Annotated in this window: 20 protein-coding genes; 5 read left to right on the forward strand and 15 right to left on the reverse strand. The window is 59.4% G+C overall.

Annotation, left to right across the window (positions count from 1 at the left end; translation table 11 throughout):
- Positions 1 to 139 precede the first annotated feature (139 nt).
- From MAMT_RS00260 to MAMT_RS00270, 3 genes are all read left to right on the forward strand, one after another.
- Positions 140 to 1,123 carry a lysylphosphatidylglycerol synthase transmembrane domain-containing protein gene (locus MAMT_RS00260; protein WP_178086816.1) on the forward strand — a complete coding sequence of 328 codons (984 nt, stop codon included), beginning with the start codon at positions 140 to 142 and terminating at the stop codon, positions 1,121 to 1,123.
- A gap of 67 nt (positions 1,124 to 1,190) precedes the next feature.
- Positions 1,191 to 2,543 (forward strand): CCA tRNA nucleotidyltransferase, encoded by a 1,353-nt coding sequence (locus MAMT_RS00265; protein ID WP_142658944.1) that lies wholly within the window; start codon positions 1,191 to 1,193, stop codon positions 2,541 to 2,543.
- 273 nt (positions 2,544 to 2,816) lie between these two features.
- On the forward strand, positions 2,817 to 3,128 hold the full coding sequence (locus MAMT_RS00270; RefSeq protein WP_142658945.1) for an HU family DNA-binding protein: 312 nt from the start codon (positions 2,817 to 2,819) through the stop codon (positions 3,126 to 3,128).
- A 185-nt stretch (positions 3,129 to 3,313) separates the two neighbouring features.
- On the opposite strand, the gene groL is transcribed toward MAMT_RS00270, so the two are convergent.
- The 6 genes from groL to MAMT_RS00300 all read right to left on the reverse strand — a co-directional run bounded on the left by groL (position 3,314) and on the right by MAMT_RS00300 (position 10,287).
- Positions 3,314 to 4,939 carry a chaperonin GroEL gene (gene groL / locus MAMT_RS00275; protein WP_142658946.1) on the reverse strand — a complete coding sequence of 542 codons (1,626 nt, stop codon included), beginning with the start codon at positions 4,937 to 4,939 and terminating at the stop codon, positions 3,314 to 3,316.
- Between the two features lie 54 nt (positions 4,940 to 4,993).
- Positions 4,994 to 5,278 (reverse strand): co-chaperone GroES, encoded by a 285-nt coding sequence (locus tag MAMT_RS00280; RefSeq protein ID WP_142658979.1) that lies wholly within the window; start codon positions 5,276 to 5,278, stop codon positions 4,994 to 4,996.
- Between the two features lie 94 nt (positions 5,279 to 5,372).
- Positions 5,373 to 7,328 carry a molecular chaperone DnaK gene (gene dnaK / locus MAMT_RS00285; RefSeq protein WP_142658947.1) on the reverse strand — a complete coding sequence of 652 codons (1,956 nt, stop codon included), beginning with the start codon at positions 7,326 to 7,328 and terminating at the stop codon, positions 5,373 to 5,375.
- A gap of 122 nt (positions 7,329 to 7,450) precedes the next feature.
- Positions 7,451 to 8,905 carry a UDP-N-acetylmuramate:L-alanyl-gamma-D-glutamyl-meso-diaminopimelate ligase gene (gene mpl / locus MAMT_RS00290; protein WP_142658948.1) on the reverse strand — a complete coding sequence of 485 codons (1,455 nt, stop codon included), beginning with the start codon at positions 8,903 to 8,905 and terminating at the stop codon, positions 7,451 to 7,453.
- A gap of 167 nt (positions 8,906 to 9,072) precedes the next feature.
- Positions 9,073 to 9,702 (reverse strand): hypothetical protein, encoded by a 630-nt coding sequence (locus MAMT_RS00295; protein ID WP_142658949.1) that lies wholly within the window; start codon positions 9,700 to 9,702, stop codon positions 9,073 to 9,075.
- 90 nt (positions 9,703 to 9,792) lie between these two features.
- The gene (locus MAMT_RS00300) at positions 9,793 to 10,287 is read right to left on the reverse strand and encodes a nucleoside deaminase (RefSeq protein WP_142658950.1); all 495 of its coding nucleotides are present in this window, start codon (positions 10,285 to 10,287) and stop codon (positions 9,793 to 9,795) included.
- Between the two features lie 165 nt (positions 10,288 to 10,452).
- Between MAMT_RS00300 and ygfZ the strand changes: the two genes are divergently transcribed.
- Positions 10,453 to 11,334 (forward strand): CAF17-like 4Fe-4S cluster assembly/insertion protein YgfZ, encoded by an 882-nt coding sequence (gene ygfZ / locus MAMT_RS00305; RefSeq protein ID WP_142658951.1) that lies wholly within the window; start codon positions 10,453 to 10,455, stop codon positions 11,332 to 11,334.
- Positions 11,335 to 11,425: 91 nt separating this feature from the next.
- Here ygfZ and MAMT_RS00310 read toward each other — a convergent pair whose 3' ends face one another.
- The 7 genes from MAMT_RS00310 to MAMT_RS00340 all read right to left on the reverse strand — a co-directional run bounded on the left by MAMT_RS00310 (position 11,426) and on the right by MAMT_RS00340 (position 17,223).
- Positions 11,426 to 11,767 carry a hypothetical protein gene (locus MAMT_RS00310; RefSeq protein WP_142658952.1) on the reverse strand — a complete coding sequence of 114 codons (342 nt, stop codon included), beginning with the start codon at positions 11,765 to 11,767 and terminating at the stop codon, positions 11,426 to 11,428.
- Between the two features lie 110 nt (positions 11,768 to 11,877).
- Entirely contained in the window at positions 11,878 to 12,231 is a 354-nt protein-coding gene (locus MAMT_RS00315) for a tetratricopeptide repeat protein (protein ID WP_142658953.1), read from the reverse strand.
- A gap of 118 nt (positions 12,232 to 12,349) precedes the next feature.
- Positions 12,350 to 13,879 (reverse strand): uroporphyrinogen-III C-methyltransferase, encoded by a 1,530-nt coding sequence (cobA, locus tag MAMT_RS00320; protein WP_142658954.1) that lies wholly within the window; start codon positions 13,877 to 13,879, stop codon positions 12,350 to 12,352.
- Positions 13,876 to 14,811, reverse strand: a complete 936-nt coding sequence (hemC, locus tag MAMT_RS00325; RefSeq protein WP_178086818.1) for a hydroxymethylbilane synthase — start codon at positions 14,809 to 14,811, stop codon at positions 13,876 to 13,878. The genes cobA and hemC overlap by 4 nt, the downstream gene beginning before the upstream one ends.
- Entirely contained in the window at positions 14,808 to 15,938 is a 1,131-nt protein-coding gene (gene hemA / locus MAMT_RS00330) for a glutamyl-tRNA reductase (protein ID WP_246186428.1), read from the reverse strand. The genes hemC and hemA overlap by 4 nt, the downstream gene beginning before the upstream one ends.
- Entirely contained in the window at positions 15,905 to 16,750 is an 846-nt protein-coding gene (locus tag MAMT_RS00335) for a cytochrome C assembly family protein (protein ID WP_142658956.1), read from the reverse strand. The genes hemA and MAMT_RS00335 overlap by 34 nt, the downstream gene beginning before the upstream one ends.
- Positions 16,751 to 16,761: 11 nt before the next feature.
- Positions 16,762 to 17,223, reverse strand: coding sequence for a GatB/YqeY domain-containing protein (locus MAMT_RS00340; RefSeq protein WP_142658957.1), 462 nt, complete (start codon positions 17,221 to 17,223; stop codon positions 16,762 to 16,764).
- Positions 17,224 to 17,281: 58 nt separating this feature from the next.
- Here MAMT_RS00340 and MAMT_RS00345 point away from each other — a divergent pair, with 58 nt between their 5' ends.
- Positions 17,282 to 18,400, forward strand: a complete 1,119-nt coding sequence (locus tag MAMT_RS00345; protein ID WP_142658958.1) for an LptF/LptG family permease — start codon at positions 17,282 to 17,284, stop codon at positions 18,398 to 18,400.
- Between the two features lie 36 nt (positions 18,401 to 18,436).
- Here the strand turns inward: MAMT_RS00345 and MAMT_RS00350 are convergent, their stop codons facing one another.
- Positions 18,437 to 18,733: a hypothetical protein gene (locus MAMT_RS00350; RefSeq protein ID WP_142658959.1), complete on the reverse strand. Its 297-nt coding sequence runs from the start codon at positions 18,731 to 18,733 to the stop codon at positions 18,437 to 18,439.
- Positions 18,734 to 18,786: 53 nt separating this feature from the next.
- A complete protein-coding gene (locus tag MAMT_RS00355; protein ID WP_142658960.1) occupies positions 18,787 to 19,890 on the reverse strand; it encodes a M24 family metallopeptidase in 1,104 nt (367 codons plus the stop codon).
- Between the last annotated feature and the right edge of the window lie 5 nt (positions 19,891 to 19,895).

Below are 19,895 nucleotides of genomic sequence, written 5' to 3' on the forward strand. Positions count from 1 at the left end.
CGATCTTCCTTTTTGAAAGTTGCTCTGGTCCGGCAGGCGAAGGAAGATGCGTACAGGAGATCCCTGCCGGACGGAAGAGGGTCGTCCCCTTCTTCGGAAAGCGGTCGGGAGGTACCCGTTCTCGAGCGGCCACTCTGCTATGGAAAAGTTTCGTCGTCTCGGTTGGCTTCTCCTCCGCGTCGCCGTCTCCGTGGGGCTGCTGACCCTGATCATCCAACGTGTCCCTTGGAGAGGAATCGGCCAAACCCTCCGCGAGGCAAATCCTGTCTGGCTTTTGGGGGCAATTCTCCTGGCCGGCGTACAAGTTGGTTTTGCATCGTTGCGCTGGCAGGCTCTGCTTCGGGCGCAAGAGATCGCTTTCTCTCTCGGAGAGACCATGCGGCTCACCCTGATCGGCCATTTCTTCAACGCATTTCTTCCTGGCTCCACTGGAGGAGATCTCGTGCGGATCTATTACGCCGTTCGCCTCGTTCCGAAGCAAAAGGCAGCCGCCTCGCTCTCCGTCCTTTACGACCGCTTCGTCGGCGTGGTCGTCTTGCTTTTCATCGGTTCCGGTCTCTGCTTCCCTCTCTATCCGATTCTTTCGAAAAGCTCCCTGGTCCTGGAAGTCCTGCTCGCCTTTGTGCTTGTTGCCCTGGGAATCTTTCTCGTTGCGTTGCTTGCCTGGCTTCTGCCTTCGCTGCTTCGACGACGATTTTTTCGGCTCTTGGAGAGCCACGCCCCGTTTCACAGGCTGCTCGAAGAGCTCTCCCATGCGCTTCGCCGATTTGCCGCAGACCCTAATGCAACCGGCCGAGCCGCTCTCTTTTCCTTCGCTGCTCATGGCTCGACCTTCGGATTTGCGTGGTTTGCCGCCACGGCCCTCCAGCTACCGATTCCCTTCTGGAGCTTGGCGGGGATCCTTGCCGTGGTGAGCGTTCTGGACGCCATCCCAATCAGCATTTCTGGACTCGGAGTACGGGAAGGGCTATTGGTTCTCTTTTTCCAGCCTCTAGGATTGGCGAGCGCGCAAGCAGTGACCTTTTCTCTGCTCTTCTTTGGAACCACTCTTTTTTGGAGCTTTGTCGGCGGAATCGTCTATTGGAAGCAGAAGGGCAAGCGGTCGGACGAGGCCACGCCTTAGGACAAACCGTCATGCCTGGGCCGACCGAGTAGCGGGTCAAGAAGCGTTGGGGACTCAAAACGAGAGTATGTGGCAAACGGGGTTGCGCCTTGCGAAGCGCCTCCAGGAGGCAGGCTTTATCGCCTACTTCGCGGGTGGCTGCGTCCGCGATCGGCTTTTGGGCCAGGAGTCCCACGACATCGACATCGCCACCACGGCAACTCCGGAAGAGGTACAGCGACTCTTCCCTCAGGCCACCGGCTTGCACGGCAGAGTCTTCGGGGTCGTACGGGTACCGTCGGCAGATTGCTCCTTTGAAGTCGCCACCTTCCGCCGAGATATCGGGACGCGCGACGGCAGGCATCCGGATCACGTGGTTTTCGCACGGCCGGCCGAAGACGCCTGTCGACGGGACTTTACGATCAACGCTCTCTTCTTTGACCCGGTCGCCGAGCGGCTGATCGACTATGTAGGAGGTCAAGTCGACCTCGTGGAAAAAAGAATCCGGGCGGTTGGGAATCCGTCGCAGCGTTTTCGTGAAGACAAGCTCCGCTTGCTGCGCGCCATTCGGTTCGCAGCCAATCTGGGTTTTTCCATTGAGCAGGAGACTTGGCATGCCCTCCAGGATCAGGCGGCCACGATTTCTCTGGTCAGCATCGAGCGTGTTCGCGATGAGTTGGATCGCATCTGGTCAGGAGCAGCTCCGGCGCTTGGCCTCGACCTCCTGGACCGGAGTGGGCTTCTCGCGCAGATTCTTCCCGAGGTGTCGGCTCTGCACGGCGTCGAGCAGCCAAAAGAGTTTCACCCTGAAGGTGACGTCTTCGTCCACACCCGCCTCCTGCTCGAAAGACTCCATCATGCGCCCCTTTCCTTGGCTTGGTCCGCTCTGCTGCACGACATCGGAAAGCCCGTCACCGGAAGGACGGATCCCAGCGGCCGGATCCGCTTCTTTGAACACGAGGTTGTCGGGGCGCGAATCGCCCATGCGATTCTTTCCCGTCTCCGCCAACCCAATGCCCTCATCGAAGACGTCGTCGCGATGGTTGCCAATCATATGACTTTTAAGGATGCCAAACAGATGCGCCCGGCCACCCTCAAACGGCTGCTCGCACGCGCCACCTTTCCCCTGGAGCTCGAGTTACATCGGATCGATTGTCTTGCCTGCCACGGAGATCTGTCCATCTATGAGTTTCTGCGCACCCAGTTAGAAGAGCTCCCTCCCTCTGACATCTCTCCTCCCCGACTTCTCACCGGCCATGATCTCATTGATCTTGGACTTTCTCCTGGACCGCGTCTCGGCTCCCTTTTGGGTGCCGTCCGCGAAGCCCAGCTCAACGGGCAGATTTGCACGCGCGAACAGGCGCTTGCGCTCGCCGAGCTGCTGATCCGCTCTTCGCCCAAACCTCCCAGACCCGATAGGGATCCCACGAAGCCGCTCTGAGGATGCTCGTTTAGGTTTCCGACTTCCTCCATCTCTTCCATCTTGATATGAGCCACGGCTTACTGCTCATTTTTTCTTCCGTTGCCGCACATTAGATCATAGCGCGCAACTCGTTGTAGCCACGCATCATGTGGAATATCCCTCACTTGAGGGTGATGCTTGCCGGACGCGGCTAACAGTTCGTTGTTCCACTTTTCCCATTGACGGCTCTCACTCCCTTTGTCACAAACAGCCAGGAAGCGCATCGAAGCAGCTTCCAGAAAGAGAGGGAAGATGAAAGAAGAGAAGAAGCAGAAGAAGAACAAGCACTGGAATCGCGTCGACCTCGTCCAACATGTTCAAGAGGAAATGGGGAAGGAGACGACGAAGGCTCTCGCCGAATCCGCGGTCGGAGCTGTCTTAGATGCCCTCAAGATGGGGATCCGCAAGGCGAGCACAGTGCAGCTCATCGGCTTCGGTACCTTCCGGGTCGTGCATCGGAAAGCCCGGATGGGAGTAAATCCGAAAACCGGCGAACGCCTCAAGATCAAGGCCTCGAAGTCGGTACGTTTCGCTCCCGGCAAGGGATTGAAGGCAGGGCTTTAGCGGAAACGCAGGGCCCCTGCTGCGATCCGCCCCTGCTTTGGCTCTGTAGGAACCACCGGGGTGGCACTTTCGCCGCCTTTCCCCGGACGCCGACAAAAGAAAGGCCGGTGTCCCCAATAGGGACCCCGGCCCTTCCTGATCAGATTCGAGCAACCTGTTAACGCACGGATGCTCTTTCTCTACTCTTAATATTCCTCGCCCATTCCGGGAGTCGGAGGCATAGCCTTCTTTTCCTTCTCCGGAATCTCAGTCACCATCGCTTCCGTTGTCAGGAGCAAGCTTGCCACGGAGGCAGCGTTCTGCAGCGCCGTCCGGGTAACCTTGGTCGGATCGACAACGCCCTCTTTCACCATGTCTACATACTGGCGGGTGGCGACATTGAAGCCTTCCTCAGTCTTCCGACTCTTCACCGCGTTCACGATGACGCTACCCTCCAAGCCGGCGTTGTTGGCCAGCGCTCGAAGTGGCTCCTCCAGAACGCGCTCCACAATCAGCGCGCCGATCTTTTCATCTCCCTTAAGATCCAGCTTGCCGATTGCGCTCTGGCATCGCAGAAGAGCAACACCACCTCCAGCCACAATCCCCTCTTCGACGGCGGCGCGGGTGGCGTGCAAGGCGTCCTCCACACGGGCCTTCTTCTCTTTGAGCTCGGTTTCCGTGGCCGCTCCAACGCTAATCACGGCTACTCCGCCCGCCAACTTCGCCAGCCGCTCCTGCAGCTTCTCACGGTCGTAATCGGAGGTCGTCTCCGCGATCTGCTTCCGGATCTGGTTGGTGCGCCCTTGAATCGAACTGGTGCTACCCGCTCCTTCGATGATCGTCGTGTTCTCCTTCTCGATGACGACCTTCTTTGCGCGACCCAGGTCTTCCATCTGGATGTTTTCCAGCTTGATGCCCAGGTCCTCGGTCAGGCAACGTCCTCCCGTCAGGATAGCAATGTCTTCGAGCATGGCCTTGCGGCGATCCCCGAAGCCGGGCGCTTTCACCGCGCAAACCTGAAGGGTTCCGCGCAACTTATTGACCACGAGCGTAGCCAACGCTTCCCCTTCCACATCTTCCGCGATGATGAGGAGCGGCCGCCCGGCCTTCGCGGTCTTCTCCAGGATGGGGAGAAGATCTTTCAAGCTGGAGATCTTCTTCTCATGGATCAGGATGTAGGCGTTTTCCAGCACCGCTTCCAGCTCTTCGGCGTTGGTCACGAAGTAGGGAGAGATGTATCCCTTGTCGAACTGCATTCCTTCCACTACCTCAAGCGTGGTATCGATGGCCTTCGCCTCCTCCACCGTCACGGTACCATCCTTGCCGACCTTATCCAGCGCATCGGCGATGATCTGACCGACGGAAGCATCCCAGTTCGCGGAGACCGTAGCCACCTGCTTGATCTCCTCTTTCTCCTTCACCTTCCGGGATACGTGGTGGAGCTCTTCCACGACTGCGGCAACCGCCTTGTCGATTCCGCGCTTTAATTCCATCGGATTCGCTCCGGCAGTGACGTTTTTCAAGCCCTCCCGGTAAATCGACTCCGCTAGGACGGTCGCAGTGGTCGTGCCGTCTCCGGCCACATCACTGGTCTTGGAAGCCACCTCGCGAACGAGCTGGGCACCCATGTTTTCCCAAGGATCTTCCAACTCGATTTCCTTGGCTACGGTCACACCATCCTTGGTGATGGTCGGAGCTCCGAATTTCTTGTCCAAGATCACGTTGCGACCCGAAGGCCCGAGTGTCGCCTTCACGGTCTTCGCCAATTTCTCCACGCCTCGCAAAAGGGCATGACGAGCCGATTCGTCAAAAATGAGTTGCTTAGCTGCCATACGTATAGTTCTCCGCTTATTCTTATTCTCTATCGCTTCGAAACCGTTCTTTTCCTACCCCACAACCGCAAGCACGTCGTCTTCCCGAAGGATCTGGTAGGCTTCTCCATCGATCTTCACTTCGGTGCCGCCGTACTTGCTGATGAGGACACGCTGATCTTTTTTAAGTTCGATCGGAATGCGCTTCCCTTCCTCCAAGCGGCCCGGACCGACGGCTACCACCGTTGCTTCCTGCGGCTTTTCTTTGGCGGTGTCTGGAATGATGATTCCTCCCTTTTTCGTCTCCTGCTCCTCGACCAGCTTAACGAGGACTCGATCCCCCAGGGGTCGAATATTCACTTCAGCCATTTCTTCTCCTTTGTTATCTGTTCCTCTGCTCTATCGCGGGCCCCGGTTTCCCAACCAGCCCGCCCTAAAAACTCCTTGGCAAGCCCTACTGCTTTTTATCCTTGTCCTTATCCTTATCGATCATTTCGAAGTCGGCCTCGATCACGTCGCCCTTTCCGGCCGACTCCTCCCCCGGAGGCTGTGGCGGCGGCGCTCCGGTCCCTTCGGTTCCGGCCGCCTGCGCTCCGGACGCGCTCGCCCGATACATCTCCGCCGAGACCGCTTGAATCTTCTCGTTGAGCTCGTTCAGCGCGGCTTGCAGGGCGGCCGTATCCTCACCAGAAAGCAGGCCGCGCAACCGGGAGATCGCATTCTCGATCTCCATCTTCCGGGCCGAATCGATCCTCTCGCCGTGTTCCCGCAGAAGCTTTTCAGCCTGATAGGCGAGATTATCCGCATTGTTCTTGGTTTCCGCTGCTTCTTTCCGCTTCTTGTCCTCCTCGGCAGCGGTCTCCGCCTCCCGAGTCATCCGATCGATTTCGTCCTTGGACAGTCCACTGGAGCCGGTGATCGAAATCTTCTGCTCCCGCCCTGTGCCGAGATCCTTTGCCGAAACATTCAGAATGCCGTTCGCATCGGTGTCGAAAGTGACCTCTACCTGCGGGACTCCTCTCGGGGCCGGTGGGATTCCATCCAGGTGGAAGACTCCCAGGAGCTTGTTGTCGCGAGCCATCGGCCGCTCCCCTTGAAGCACCTTGATCTCGACGCTAGGTTGATTATCCGAGAAGGTACTGAAGATCTGCGACTTCCGAGTCGGGATCGTGGTATTGCGCGGAATCATGGGGGTGGCGATGCCACCTGCCGTCTCGATTGCCAGCGTCAGCGGTGTCACGTCGAGAAGAAGCACGTCCTTCACTTGACCTCGCAAGACTCCTCCTTGGATGGCCGCTCCCACGGCAACCACCTCGTCGGGATTCACCCCCTTGTGAGGCTCTTTGCCGATCAGCCTGCGAGCCGTCTCCACGATCTTGGGCATACGTGTCATCCCTCCGACCAGGACCAGTTCGTTGATCTCCGAGGCGGAAAGCTTGGAGTCCGCCAAACAGCTTGTGACCGGCCGGATCGTACGCTCGGCCAGAGCGTCGGTAAGCTGCTCGAGCTTTGCCCTCGTCAGCTTCTTCTGGATATGCTTCGGTCCCGTCTGATCCGCTGTGATGAAGGGAAGATTGATCTCGTAGTCCGTGGAGGAGGAAAGAGCGATTTTCGCGCGCTCCGCCTCTTCCTTGAGGCGCTGCACCGCGTCCGGCTGGCGACGCAGATCAATGCCGGCCTCCTGCTGAAACTCCTGGATGAGCCAGTCCATGATCGCGGCATCCCAATCATCGCCTCCTAGATGGGTATCGCCGTTGGTCGCTTTGACCTCGAAGACTCCTTCTCCGATTTCCAAAACGGAGATGTCAAAGGTTCCCCCGCCAAGATCGTAGACTGCGATGCGCTCGTCCTTCTTTTTCTCCAACCCATAAGCAAGGGATGCAGCCGTCGGCTCGTTGATGATGCGAAGAACCTCCAGCCCCGCAATTCGCCCCGCATCCTTGGTAGCCTGCCGTTGGCTGTCGTTGAAATAGGCGGGAACCGTGATCACGGCCTGGGTGATCTTCTCTCCGAGCTTCGCTTCCGCATCCGCCTTCAATTTCATTAAAATGAAGGCCGAAAGTTCCTCCGGGCTATACAAACGCTTATCCGCCCCAATCTCCACCTCGACAGCGCAGCCTCCCCCTTTCCCTTCCACAACCCGGTAGGGGACCCGCTTCACCTCTTCCTGAACTTCCGAAAATCGTCGTCCGACGAAGCGCTTGATCGAAAAGATCGTATTTCGCGGATTGGTAATCGCCTGTCGCTTCGCTGCCTGTCCCACGAGGCGCTCACCCGTCCTCGTGAATGCCACGATCGATGGAGTAGTTCTCGCCCCTTCCGAGTTCTCCAAGACGACCGGTTGTCCTGCCTCCATTACTGCCATGCACGAATTGGTCGTGCCCAAATCGATTCCGAGGACGTGCGCCATACTATTTCTGTCGCAAAAAGTGTTCCAAGTCGGGCTGATTAGCGCTAACTACACATCTCCAACATGTTGCTTTAGTTTTCCTGCCGAAAGGCCTTAACGGGAAGTGCGTCAGAATGACGCAGCTATTGCGTCATTATGTCCCGGCGGGCCTGCAGCGCGGCTGCCAGTTTCTCATGAATCCCGTCGAAGCCGCCGTTGCTGAATACCACAACGACATCTCCCTTTCGGGCTAGAGTGGCCATGTGGGTGGCAATCGCGCTTGCGTCCGGTTCGAAAAACGCGAGCTTCCCTTTCTGCCGAAGATCTTCGGTGACTCTTTGCGGATCGAGTCGATCCGCCGGCGGAAGCTGATCCTTCCTGGCCACGTCGGCGATAAAGACGCCGTCGGCGCCCTGCAGAGCCTCCGGAAGCGCCTGCTGAAAGATCGCACGGCGCGTTGTATTACTCCTCGGCTCGAAAATCGCCCAAATGCGCCTCTTCGGAAAACGGAGACGGAGCGACCGGAGCGTCTCCCGAATGGCTGTGGGATGGTGGCCGAAGTCATCGACGATCGCAATTCCTCCCAGCTCCGCTCGAACTTCGCCCCGCCGCCGCACGCCCTGGAAATGGGGAAGCCCTTCTTCGGCGATGGAATCCAGAGAAACTCCGCCGTGGACGGCTGCGGCGATCGCCATGGCCGCGTCGCGCACATAGAGCTCTCCCACGAGCGGGATGCGGAGCCGCCGGCCGAGCATTGCAAATTCGGAACTCTCTTGGGTATAGCGAACGTTGCGGATCGGGATCTCCGCCTTTTCCCCGAATCCCACGCTGATTACGGGAGCAAGGCTGGCCTCACAAACCGCCAAGCTGTTCGGGTCATCCGCATTCACGATGATTCGTCCGTTCCGCGGTACCAGATGAACCAGCCGCCGAAACGAGAGCAGAATCGCTGCGAGATCCGGGAAGATATCCGCATGATCGAACTCGATATTGTTGATCAGAACGACTTCCGGCAGGTAATGGAGGAACTTGCTTCGCTTATCGAAGAAGGCGGTGTCGTACTCATCCCCTTCCAAGACCCAAATGTCGCCTTTCCCATTGTGGGCACCTGCTCCAAAATTCCCGGGAAGTCCGCCAATCAAAAAAGAAGGATCTGCTCCGGAGGCGGCGAAGAGCCACGCCAACAGGGAAGCCGTCGTCGTCTTCCCGTGGGTGCCGGCAACCACAAAGTTCCGTGTCTTCCGGAGAAAAACAAATTTGAGAACTTCCGGGAGAGAGAGATAGAAACGCTTTTGCTCCAAGACGGCCTCTAGCTGCGGATTGCCTCTCTTGATCGCGTTTCCCACGACGAAGGTTGTTTCCGGATCCTCGGGGAGATTTTCCGGTCGATATCCTTCATGAAGCGCAATGCCGCGTGATGCCAGAAACGTAGAAAGAGGCGGATAGACATTCTGATCCGAGCCGCCGACGTCCCAGCCCCCCTCCCGCAACATGGCGGCCACCGCCCCCATAGCCGTGCCACAAATGCCAAGGAAGTAGTAGCGCGACCGGTTTCCGGTCTCTCCCCCGAAGAGCCGGCAGGGGGTGCTAGCTAGCATAGCCGAGGCCGTCCACTCGCATAGCTCACCATGGAAATCGAGGGTTCCGCGTACGAACGAGCGGAAACTGCCGTGTGAAGACCGAAGTCATCCCTACGGATCAACTCGTGCCTCGGGTTTTGCGCCTGGTGAAGCATGCCGGCTTGGTGTCGCTGCCCGTCCACCTCTTAGGAAAGCCCGCCGAACACGCCGCTCGTCCGCATCCACTGACTCTTGACGAAGTCATTGATGGCTCGAAGCGGGGGAGTGGGCAGCGGAAAGAATCCTTCCCAATGGCGAACCAACTTCTCTAAGCCGCAACTCAAAAGGTTGAATCGCCAGCGCACCGATTCCACGACATAGGGATCGAAGCTGCAAAATCCGACGTAACGCTCTTGGCAGGCAAGCGGCTCTCGCTCCCCATTGCCCTTGGCCCGGCCGAGCTGCTTGCAGCAGACGAGGGCGGACCGGCCTACGCCGGAGAACAGATAGAGCCGATATTTCGCCAATCGTGGATGCACGGAGACGACAAAATCAATTTTGGAGCAGCGCTTAGGTGGTGTGCCGGGAGCCCACACCCGTACGCGGCAAGGCTTCTTGGCAAGCTGCGCATACCTTTCCCGCAACGGGGAAAAAGCGTCGAGATCCGGGAAGAGCACGATCAACTCTCCTCCTTCGGAGTGGAGGGCCAACTCTTCCACCGCATGCCCCATGGCGCGCACCTGATTGCCACCAAAAACGTGAAGTTGATCCTCGTTGGGGGCTTCTACCAGAGAGTGAGGCACCAACTGACCTTTTCCGGCCTCCCGCAAGCGCACCGCGTAACGTCCTGGACAATATAGTGCTAGAGAGCAGCGAAACGCCTGCTCGAAAGAGCGAACAGTATCAGTCTCCTCCATGACAATTGACTACCCTAAGTAACGTGCCCGTTTCGCAGAAGCAACTGCCTTTTTCCGTCGACGAACCTCGGCAAAGAAATCTTGCAGAAGAGAGAGGGATTGCCCAGCGAGCAACCCTCCGGAGATCGTCACCTGCTTGCTCGCTCCTTCCCACAACCGCCACCGGCTTTCCACAGCCCCAAACCTCGGGTCGGCCAAGGCATAGACAATTCGGGAAATCCGCGTTTGGAGGACCGCCCCTGCGCACATGGGGCACGGCTCTTTGGTCACATAAAGCGTACACCGCTCCAACCGCCAATCGCCCATCCGGCTCTGCGCTTCCCGGATGGCCTGCATCTCCGCATGCGCCAACGCGTCCCGAAGGCGCTCGACCGAGTTCGCCCCTCGGCCCGCGACCGCGCCGCCGCAAACGACCAGTGCTCCGATGGGCACCTCCCCCTCTGCTCCCGCCTGGCGGGCAACCTCCAGAGCCGTTTCCATCCAGCGCCTGTCCTCAGATTCCATCTTTTCTCCGTCGCCCCGTCGAGGCTAAGCTATTCGGCGTCATGCCGCGAGCCGACATTGCTCAGAACTTTTGCAGTCGAAGCAGGCACCCCGACACCCGCACGCTGGATGGTGTGAGCGGGAGTGGCAAGCCCATCTCTGTGTGCGCTATGGGAGGATGAACTCATGAACCTTGAAGCACTCTATGACGAGATTCTTTCCGGCAAGACCGCTTGGGCGACGATCCCGGATCGCGCTCTCTGGAAAGTCACGGGCGCCGACCGTGTTCGCTATCTCAACGGCCAAGTCACGAACGACGTCGCCGCCCTGGCGCCCGCCTCAGCGATCTATGCCGCGATTCTGACGGCCAAGGGTAAGCTGCTTGGGGATCTCTGGATCGGCGCCTCGGAAGACGCGCTCTGGATCGATGGACCGGCATCCGAGAAGGAATCCCTCGAAACCCGTCTGCGGCGATTCCTCGCCGCCGACGACGTGGAGTTCGAGCGGCCGGTCGGATGGACACTGACCCGAATCTTTTCTGCCTCTGACCTCACGTTCCCGAGGGAAGCCGTCGCCTTCCGCAGCCCGCGCTTCGGTCTCCGCGGCTGGGATCTCTGGTCTCCCGATACAACAGCCGTCCAACTCGGTCTCCCTGTTCCGGAAGCTCTCTTGGATTCATTCCGGCTGGAAGCCCGGCTGCCTCAGTGGGGAGCCGAGCTTCAGCCCGGGGATCTGCCTCAGGAAGTGGGGATGGATCCGCTTGCGATCTCCTACCAAAAAGGCTGCTACGTCGGCCAGGAAGTCGTTTCGCGCCTACACCACATTGGACACGCGAACCGCTCACTCGTCCTTCTGGCCGCACCGCCGCTTTCGGAGAGGCTCCCGATCGGAGCGCCGCTCTGCCAAGACGGCCAAGAGGCCGGCAAGATCACCAGCGTCGCGTACTCTTTTGCACGCAAAGCCGAGCTTGCCCTTGGCATCGTCAAGCGCGCCTCCGCTGCCCCCGGCAGCAGGTTTCAGGTCGGCGGCTCCGTCTGGGAAGTGATCGAACCGCTGCGGGCAGCTTAGCCTGCATGTCTCACTCCCCGCCAAAATCGATGCGTTCGATCTCCCGCTCCCTTCCTATTGGCTCCGTGTCCAGTCCGAGCGGGCACCTCGATCACGCTCCGGAAATCGCGTGCTGATCGGCCTTTTCGGTCTCGACCGGGGTATAGATATACTTGCCGTCGACCCTCTTCTCTAAATGCTCCACCTTCTTTCCGGTCGTGTAAAACCAGCTATACAAATTATTGGCCTTCACCGCCAGCTTCGCAGAGAGCTCCTTCACAGTGAGTCCCTCGGATCCGGCGGCAGCCAACGCTTCCAGAACGGCTGTTTTCAGCTTCCCGGGATATCTTCCGGCCCTGCCGGGGATCCGCCCCCTGGTCATCAGTCCTCCGCGGCCGCGGCCTTCGGCCGGAAGATATTGGAGCCTCTCGTTGATCTCAGAGACTCTTTCCAAAAGACTCTCCTTTTCCTGCACAAGCCTCGCGATCTCGTTCAGTTGTGCGCTTGTAATCTGTGTAAGCTTCATGCAACTTAGTAAGACTCGCATGGAGAACCGATGCAATACTATTTTTCCCGAGTCTCCTGCTCACTTGTCTGTTGCTTCCAAGAATAGAGTCTGGCTTTGAGAGCGGCCTGTTCCGCTTCGGCGATCCGCTGCTGCTTCTGATAAGCGAGCGACATCGTCGTCCAAATCAAGGGTTCCTCCGGCCGCAAGGCCGCAGCGCGTAGTGCGGCATCAATTGCCTCTGGGTAGTTTCCCGTCTTATAGAGGGCCACGGCCAAAGCCTGCTGCGCATCGAAAGAGGAAGCGTCTTGATTGGCCGCCTCTCGATAGGCTAGGACCGCTCTTTCCAGATCTCCCACGGCAAGCGCCTCATTCCCCTTTTCCACGAGCTCTCGTGCACGAGGATCCGTCATTTTTCTTTCTCCGATGTTTCCGCTCCGTCGATTGCCGTTTGCCGGCTCGATCGTGCTCGCAGCCGGTGAAGCGGCTTTCTTCCGTGCCGCAGACTCTGCCCAGTGGTCACACTTGCTCCTATTGCTCTTTCCGCGCAAGGCCGAGGAGGCAGGCCACGAGCCCATCGATGGAGTGCTCCGAAGCCTCTGCGGCAACCACAACGCCGAGCCGCTGCAGGGCCTGAGTCGTGACCGGGCCGATACTCAATGCCTGCGGAGAAGAGGCACCCTTACCGGGACGAAGATCGAGCTTCTGCCAATTCTCGGCAGCGCTCGAACTCGCAAAGAGAATCCAATGGGCTCCTTCTTCCAAGAATCTGCCTCTCGCCCCAGTGCGATCGCCCATCTCGGGCTCTGTATCATAGAGCACCCACTCTTCCACATGAGCTCCCAATCGCCGAAACGAGGCCGGCAACTCCTTATTTCCCAGAGCACTTCGGGCCAAGCAGATCCGCGAACCACACAATTCCTCGGGAGCGAAGGAGTCCGCCAGCGCAGCCGTCGTATAGCTTTCGGGAACCCGATCCACCGCGAGATGAAACCGAGCGACGGCGGCGGCGGTTGCTTTTCCGACCGCAGCAAAGCGAAGCTTGCCGAGCGCTCGCAGATCTCCCGCCGTCTCGAAGACATGGTGCAGGAAGAGGCCGGCTCCGACGGGGCTCGTGAGGATGACCCAGGAAAAGTCGGCAGCCAGACGTCGGATCAGGTCTCTTTGTGAATCGCGGAGAGGACGAGGCACGATCCGTATCGTCGGAATCTCCAGCACGTCCGCGCCCAGTTCTCGCAGCCTCTTTCCCAGGCAGCTCGATTCGCTTCGGGTGCGCGTCACGACTACGCGCTGCCCGAAAAGAGGAAGTTCTTCCCGCCAAGAGAGCCGGTTCCGTAGCTTCACGACCTCCCCGACCACGATCACGGAAGGAGAGTGGGCGGAGAACTCTCCGCTTGCCGCTTCGCGTAGGGTGCATTCCCGCACCTCTTGCCTTCCTGTCGTTCCCCATCGGATGGCCGCAACGGGGCATTCCTCCTGCACTCCTCCTTCGAGCAGCCGTTGACAGATTTCTGCGAGCCTTTCTGTCCCCATCAGAATCACCTTTGTGCCCTTGAGGCCCCCCAAAGCCGCCCAATCCACCGAAGCTTCCGGTTTCATGGGATCCTCATGGCCGGTGGCAATCGTCACTTCGGAGGCAATGCCGCGATGAGTGAGCGGAATCCCGGCATAGGCCGGAGCGCCCAAGGCCGAGCTTACCCCCGGAACGACTTCGAAGGGAATGCCTGCGGCGGCCAGCGCCTCCCCCTCTTCTCCTCCGCGCCCAAAGAGGAGGGGATCTCCCCCCTTCAACCGAACCACCCGCGCTCCTTCCAAGGCGCGGCGAACGAGCAGTGCCTCGATTTCTCTTTGAGAAAAGGCTTGGCGTCCGCTCGATTTCCCGACGAAAACGATTTGCGCCTTGGCATTCGCCCATTGCAAAAGCTCGGAGGCACTCAGCGCGTCGTAAAACACATAGTCAGCCACCGCGAGGAGATCGCGCGCACGAAGCGTCAGGAGCCCGGGATCGCCTGGGCCGGCACCCACCAGATAGACTTTTCCCTGCAATTTTCCCGCGCTCATTGGATCGCCCCGCCAGAGTCGGGCGGAGATCCCGCCTCGCTCAGAATCTCCTCCGCAAGCGCCTTCCCGAGAGATTCCGCTTCCTCCGCTCGACCTACTCTTCTTTTTCGATAGTTACGCCTGCGGGCTTCGATCCAAACCACCCCTTCCAGGACGAGCTCCTGCCTTTGGACGGTCGCCTTCGCCCCCACTGCTGAACGGCAACCGCCCCCCAAGCCCCGGAGAAACGCCCGCTCGGCAGCCACCTCCCATCCCACTGCGTCGTCATGGAGCGGACAAAGAAGACGTCCGACCTCCTCGTCCTCGATCCGCGCCTCGATCCCCAGCGCTCCTTGGCCTGGCGCCGGCAGCATGACCTCGAAGGGGAAATAAGCCAAATGGCAGCCGCTCTCCAAGAGTCCCAGCCTCTTCAAGCCGGCGGCGGCGAGAACCGTTCCGGACCAACTCGGGTTCGCTTCGAGCTTGCGCAGGCGGGTGTCCACATTGCCTCGAATTTCGCAAAAGGAGAGATCCGGACGCAGCTCTCGGAACTGTTGGATCCTTCTCGGACTCCCCACGGCCACCGTCGTTCCGGGAAGAGCGGCCTCCCAGTGCGAAAACCTTCGGCTCACCCATACATCTCTGGCATCCTCGCGCGGGGAAACAGCGGCGATTCTCAATCCCTTCGGGAGCTCGGTCGCAAGATCCTTCATGCTATGGACCGCAAGATCGATCTTCCGACAGAGCAAGGCGCTTTCCAGCTCTTTGGTAAAAATCCCCGTTCCCGGCAGTGATGCTTCCCCTCGTTCCGACCAGCGATCTCCCGCCGTTTCGAGAAAGGAGATCACGAAACTCTGTCCGGTGAACAGCCCCTCGAGAGCGCTCTTCACCCATTCCGCTTGCACTCTGGCCAGCCCGCTGCGACGGCTCCCGATGACAAGCGGCCGAGTCATGCCGTACGAAAGTCTCCCATGACATTCGGACCGTGCGACCGCTTTTGACGCTGCTCTGCCCACTTCGTGAAGCGTTCGATATAGGGCTCGAGCAGTCGGCGACATCGGGCGATTTCGGCGGTTCGATCCTCTCGATTCTGTCGGGCAATCGATTGCAAGTCGTCGATGTTATACAAGTAAAGCCCGTCCAGAGCATTGACGGAGGGGTCGATATCCCGTGGCACAGCCAAATCGATCAGAAAGAGAGGGTCCCCTTTTCTTCTGCTCAGCAGAGGAAGAAGCTTCTCCCGGGTGAGAATGTAATGGGGGGCGGACGTTGAGCTGATGACGATGTCGACGTCTGCGCTCCGTTCCAGGAACTCCGACCAGAGAATCGCCTCCCCGTGGAGTTCTTTCATGAGTTCGCATGCCCGACCATAGGTGCGGTTCGCCACGAGAAGGAGGCTCACTCCGCGCCCCTCAAGAGCGCGCAACGTTTTTTCGCTGGTCTCCCCCGCTCCAAGCACCATGACCGATCGTCCCGAGAGATCCCCGAAAAGTCGTTCGGCGAGCTCCACGGCGACCGAGCTTACCGAAAGGTTCCCCCGGGTGATGAATGTTCTCGACCGCGCCGCCTTCGCGGCGGAGAAGGAAGTCTGAAAAAGACGGTTGAGCCAAAGCCCGGTCGTCTGTAGTCGATGCGCGGCTTCGTAGGCCGCCTTCACCTGCCCGAAAATCTCCGTCTCCCCGATCACCATCGAGCGGAGGCCGGAAACCAGTTCGAACAAGTGTTCGACGCAAGCGCGCCCTTGTCGAAATTCAGAGTAGGTCCCCCAATCCGCCTGAAAGCCATGGTAGCTCTCCAGGAAGTGGCTCCAACCCGCCCGACATCGCTTCGCATCCAGGGTGATTCCCACATATTCCACTCGGTTACAGGTAGAGACGAGGACCGCTTCCTCCAAACCCAGCTCCTGCCGGAGGAGAGGAAGTGCACGGGTCAATTCCTCGGAACGGAACGCGATGCGCTCGCGGAGCTCCAAAGGGCTTTTTTCAAAATTCAGCCCGCCACCCACGAGAAATTGCATATCTCCCCGTCTCTGATTCACCGCTTCCTTCACCGTTCGCAGAGCGGCCCGCTCGCCCCGCATCCCGGCAGATGACTTCCGAAATCATGGGCGCGACTCCAACTATTGATGAGCCAAAACGTCAAGAGGACAAAAAGGAATCCGCATACCATGCCTTGGGCGATCCTCCGTGGACTCCAGTGGAGAATCCCGCGTGCGCACACCAGGACAAGATAGAGCAGCCAGACCCCCACTGACCAGAAGAGCTTTACCCAATCCCAGTTGCCCCGCGCCGAAAGCAGTACTCCGACCAAGAGGCCCGCGGTCAGCAGGACAAAACCGAGATACAGAAGCCTTCTTTGCACGACAAGCAAGTCTCCCAGAGCGGGAAAGGTGCAAAACCATCCGGCCACTCGCCGGCTCTTCAACGTCCGATCCTCGAAAAGATAGAGAAGAGCCGCCACCGCGCCGATCCCGAGCGCCCCGTAAGCCAGAAGCAGGGCGGTTCCATGAACTTCCAGGGGCCACCCCAGCTTCGGCAACGGCTTTGCCCGGTCGATCGGGGCGATCAAGGCGGCAAAATCCAGAAGAGAAACGACCGGAGCCGTGCAAAATCCGAGCACGGAGAGCCGGTAGGCCGATCCCACCAGCAGATACATCAAGAACAATGCCCAGCCCAAGAACGCCACCGTCTCCAACAAATTGGTGATCGGGCAATGACCGATGCTTCTTCCCCGAAGATAGAGAAAGACCGACTGACATCCCCAGGCAGCCAGAAGGAAGAGGTCGATCAGCCGGCCGCTCTCCTTGGAGCGCGAGCCGCACATATAGGCTCCGCGCAAGGCACCGAGGAAAGCAAAAAGCCCTGCCAACCCCAGCCAGAGCCGATCTTCCATCCTTTGCCCCCTTACGAACCTTGGGCTTTCAAAAGTCGATCGGCTACCTCCCGAATCCGCTTGCCATCGGTCCGACCCTCGGCCTGCTGCAGGACAGCCTTGATGACCGCGCCCAATTGGGCTTTACCCGTAGCCCCCACATCGAGGATCGTGCGGCGAACCAGCGATTCCAGTTCTTCCGGAGAGAACGGTTCGGGAAGAAACTCCCGCAGGATCTCGATTTCGGACTCCTCCTGCCGGGCGAGATCCGCTCTCTGCCCCCTCCGATACTGCTCAATGGAATCCTCTCTCTTCCGAATCTCTTTGGCGATCACAGCGATCACCTCGGAATCAGTCGGCGCTCCGGCCCGCCCCTTTTCCAACTCGGCGTACTGGATGGCGGACTTGAGCAGTCGCAAGGCGGAGGTCCGAGCCGCATCCCGTTTTCGCATTGACTCCTTGAGCTCCTCATTGATTCTTAATAAGAGCGACATTCTCAGGAGCGTAGCATCCTCTCCTCCTCCGAGGCAGCCGTAAAATTATCGAAGTCGGATGAAAACGCTCTACCGTCTTCTCTTTCTCGATCTCCTGAAAATCAGCCTGACGAGTACAGCCATTCTCACCTTCTTCCTGGTCTTGGCCAACGTATTTCGCGATGTCGCCGACCTCATCATCCATCACGAAGTTCCCCTCTGGGTGATCGCCAAGCTCGTTCTCTCCCTCGTCCCGTTCGTCTTGACCTTCACACTTCCCTGGGGGCTGCTCATGGCCGTTCTCTTTCTCTTCGGTCGAATGTCGCAGGACCACGAGCTGATCGCCCTGAAATCCGCAGGGATCGGGATCGGCCCGCTCCTCGCCCCCGTGATCTGGTTCGCTCTCGCATACAGCCTCTTCAGCTTTTCCATCAACGCCTATGTCGGACCCAAGAGCCGCCACGCGTTCAAAGAGATCTTCTCGGACGTTCTCTTGCAAAATCCGCTCTCCTTCTTCGAAAGCGGAAAGTCGATCGACCAGTTCGACGGCTTCCGGCTCTACGCGAGCAGACGCGCCGGCGTCCGCCTTCATGACGTCTACATATGGGAAGTCGATAGCGCCTTTCGCCCCCTCCGCGCGATCCGGGCCGACGAAGCAGAGATCAACGCCGACATCCCTCACCAGCGGATCATCCTCACGCTGCGGAGCAGCCGTCAGGAGGAGCGGAACGTGGCCAACCCCGAGGATGTGCAAAGCATCGTCGCCGGCTCGCGCGCCCTGCAAGTCCCCTACGAGATCTCGCTGGGCACTCTCTTCGATCGCCTGACCGTCCGAAAGAGCATCGGACTTTCGACCCTCGGCGAGATCGGAGAGCAAGTCCTTGGAAATCGAGTTTCCTCCCTTGCGCTCAACCCCACCCCGCTCTTGACCGAACTACAAAAGCGTCTCGCGATTTCGCTCTCCTGCTTTACCTTTGCCATCGTCGGCGTGCCTCTGGCCATCCAGGTTCACCGGCGGGAAAGCTCCGTGGGCGTCGCGCTAAGCTTGGTGATCGTGCTGGCCTATTACGCGATCGTGCTCTTGGCGGACGCGCTCAAGGCAAAGACCCCTCTTTTCCCGGAGCTCATCATCTGGATGCCGAACATCGTCTTCCAGGCCATCGGCTTCCTCTTGATTTGGCGGGTCAACCGGAGGTAATCGCTCCCGAGGCAATCGCCTGCAGCGCTCTCTTTCCTACGGAACATAGGGTTCGTCCGGTTGGAACTGGGGCATTTCCGGAAAGTAGGGCTCCGGGAGAAAGGGTGGCTCGGAGGGCCCTTTGGGTGCTCCCGGCTCCTGCTCCCCCTCATGCGATGTTCCCGGCTGGTGACCGGGCCGCGTCTCCGGCTCCTGACCCGGTTCCGGATCCTCGTCCGATTGGAGTCGCTGAATGCCCTCCGCAGAGAAGCCGAAGAGCTTGCCGGGACCAATCGAAAGGGCACCCCCGAGCAGGCAGCAGAAGAGAACACCGCGAAGGAGTTGGATTTTCATCGGAGAGGAGCTTCCGTCGAACCAGCCAATCCAGCACTCTCCCCTTCCCAGCGTCAAGGAATTTTGAACTCTTCGGGAGAACGCGTCAGGTTCCGAATCGCTCCCCTTTCTACCACCACGAGGTCTTCCAAGCGGACGCCGCCGATCTCCGGATAGTAAAGCCCAGGCTCAACCGTCATGACTTGGCCCGCCTGAAAGCGGCCGGCCGCAAAGCGAGGCGGCTCATGGATCTCCAGTCCCAGGCTGTGCCCGGTTCCATGGAAAAAACCAACCCATCTGCCTCCGCGGCGCTCGGTAGGATAGCCCGCTTGGGCAAACCGGCGGAGAAGATGACGATGCAAGGCCCGGCCGTCTGTGCCCTCCCTCATCGTCTCCAATACCCACCGTTTGCCGGCCGCAACCGTGTCGTAAAGGCGCTGCAATGCTTCCGACGGCTCTCCTTTCACGAAGGTGCGGCTCAGATCCCCATAATAGCCGCTCGCCCGGCTCCGGGGAAAGAGGTCGATGACAATCGCCTCGCCGGCATGCAAGGGGCCGCTCCCCTGTTCATGGGGATCGCACGCCTGCAATCCGCCCGCAACGATCGACTGCTCCGCTATCCCGCCGCGCCGCGCGATCACCGCTTCGATCTCCCCCCGCAGCCGTTCCGAGGTCAGCTCCTCTTCTTTCCATCGGAGCCGCCGCTTTGCGTCCGGACGGCTCTCTCGAAGAATTTCCCGAGCTCGCTCCATCCCCGCTTCGGCAGTCCGCAATGCTTCGGTGATCCACCCGATCTCCTCTTCGCTCTTCCGCTGACGCTCGGGGAAAAAAGGCCCCTGCCGAACGCGGAACCGCAACCCTTGCTTCCCGGCGCGGTCGGCAACTCCCAAAGGAAAGGTTTCCGGGACTTCCGCCACCCGAAAACGGAGCCTCTGCGCCAAAGCCAAGAGAAGTTCTACCGGATCCGACCGCTTCCCTTCCTCGGGAACCAACTCCTCGGCCGGGATCAACTCATCCACGCGCGCCGTCCTGCGCGCGCGATCGATCTCCAAAGGACCAAGAACCGCGTAAGTCCGCCCACCTTTCTCCGCCCAGAAAAACGGATCCGGGATCACCATGCGGACCGCATACCGAAGATCCGCTTCGCGCTCGCTGGAACCGTAAAGAACCCTTGCCATCCGTC

This window comes from Methylacidimicrobium tartarophylax (genome assembly GCF_902143375.2).
Lineage (GTDB): Bacteria > Verrucomicrobiota > Verrucomicrobiia > Methylacidiphilales > Methylacidiphilaceae > Methylacidimicrobium > Methylacidimicrobium tartarophylax.

What these genes read in the sequence shown, in the direction of transcription:
- dnaK (WP_142658947.1), bottom strand. Translation starts at nt 7,328, where the DNA reads ATGGCGCACGTCCTCGGAATCGATTTGGGCACGACCAATTCGTGCATG.
- MAMT_RS00335 (WP_142658956.1), bottom strand. Translation starts at nt 16,750, where the DNA reads ATGGAAGATCGGCTCTGGCTGGGGTTGGCAGGGCTTTTTGCTTTCCTC.
- MAMT_RS00315 (WP_142658953.1), bottom strand. Translation starts at nt 12,231, where the DNA reads ATGACGGATCCTCGTGCACGAGAGCTCGTGGAAAAGGGGAATGAGGCG.
- MAMT_RS00300 (WP_142658950.1), bottom strand. Translation starts at nt 10,287, where the DNA reads ATGGAATCTGAGGACAGGCGCTGGATGGAAACGGCTCTGGAGGTTGCC.
- MAMT_RS00265 (WP_142658944.1), top strand. Translation starts at nt 1,191, where the DNA reads ATGTGGCAAACGGGGTTGCGCCTTGCGAAGCGCCTCCAGGAGGCAGGC.
- MAMT_RS00350 (WP_142658959.1), bottom strand. Translation starts at nt 18,733, where the DNA reads ATGAAAATCCAACTCCTTCGCGGTGTTCTCTTCTGCTGCCTGCTCGGG.
- ygfZ (WP_142658951.1), top strand. Translation starts at nt 10,453, where the DNA reads ATGAACCTTGAAGCACTCTATGACGAGATTCTTTCCGGCAAGACCGCT.
- MAMT_RS00355 (WP_142658960.1), bottom strand. Translation starts at nt 19,890, where the DNA reads ATGGCAAGGGTTCTTTACGGTTCCAGCGAGCGCGAAGCGGATCTTCGG.
- MAMT_RS00345 (WP_142658958.1), top strand. Translation starts at nt 17,282, where the DNA reads ATGAAAACGCTCTACCGTCTTCTCTTTCTCGATCTCCTGAAAATCAGC.
- hemA (WP_246186428.1), bottom strand. Translation starts at nt 15,938, where the DNA reads ATGCGGGGCGAGCGGGCCGCTCTGCGAACGGTGAAGGAAGCGGTGAAT.
- MAMT_RS00260 (WP_178086816.1), top strand. Translation starts at nt 140, where the DNA reads ATGGAAAAGTTTCGTCGTCTCGGTTGGCTTCTCCTCCGCGTCGCCGTC.
- hemC (WP_178086818.1), bottom strand. Translation starts at nt 14,811, where the DNA reads ATGACTCGGCCGCTTGTCATCGGGAGCCGTCGCAGCGGGCTGGCCAGA.
- MAMT_RS00270 (WP_142658945.1), top strand. Translation starts at nt 2,817, where the DNA reads ATGAAAGAAGAGAAGAAGCAGAAGAAGAACAAGCACTGGAATCGCGTC.
- MAMT_RS00340 (WP_142658957.1), bottom strand. Translation starts at nt 17,223, where the DNA reads ATGTCGCTCTTATTAAGAATCAATGAGGAGCTCAAGGAGTCAATGCGA.
- groL (WP_142658946.1), bottom strand. Translation starts at nt 4,939, where the DNA reads ATGGCAGCTAAGCAACTCATTTTTGACGAATCGGCTCGTCATGCCCTT.
- cobA (WP_142658954.1), bottom strand. Translation starts at nt 13,879, where the DNA reads ATGAGCGCGGGAAAATTGCAGGGAAAAGTCTATCTGGTGGGTGCCGGC.
- mpl (WP_142658948.1), bottom strand. Translation starts at nt 8,905, where the DNA reads ATGCTAGCTAGCACCCCCTGCCGGCTCTTCGGGGGAGAGACCGGAAAC.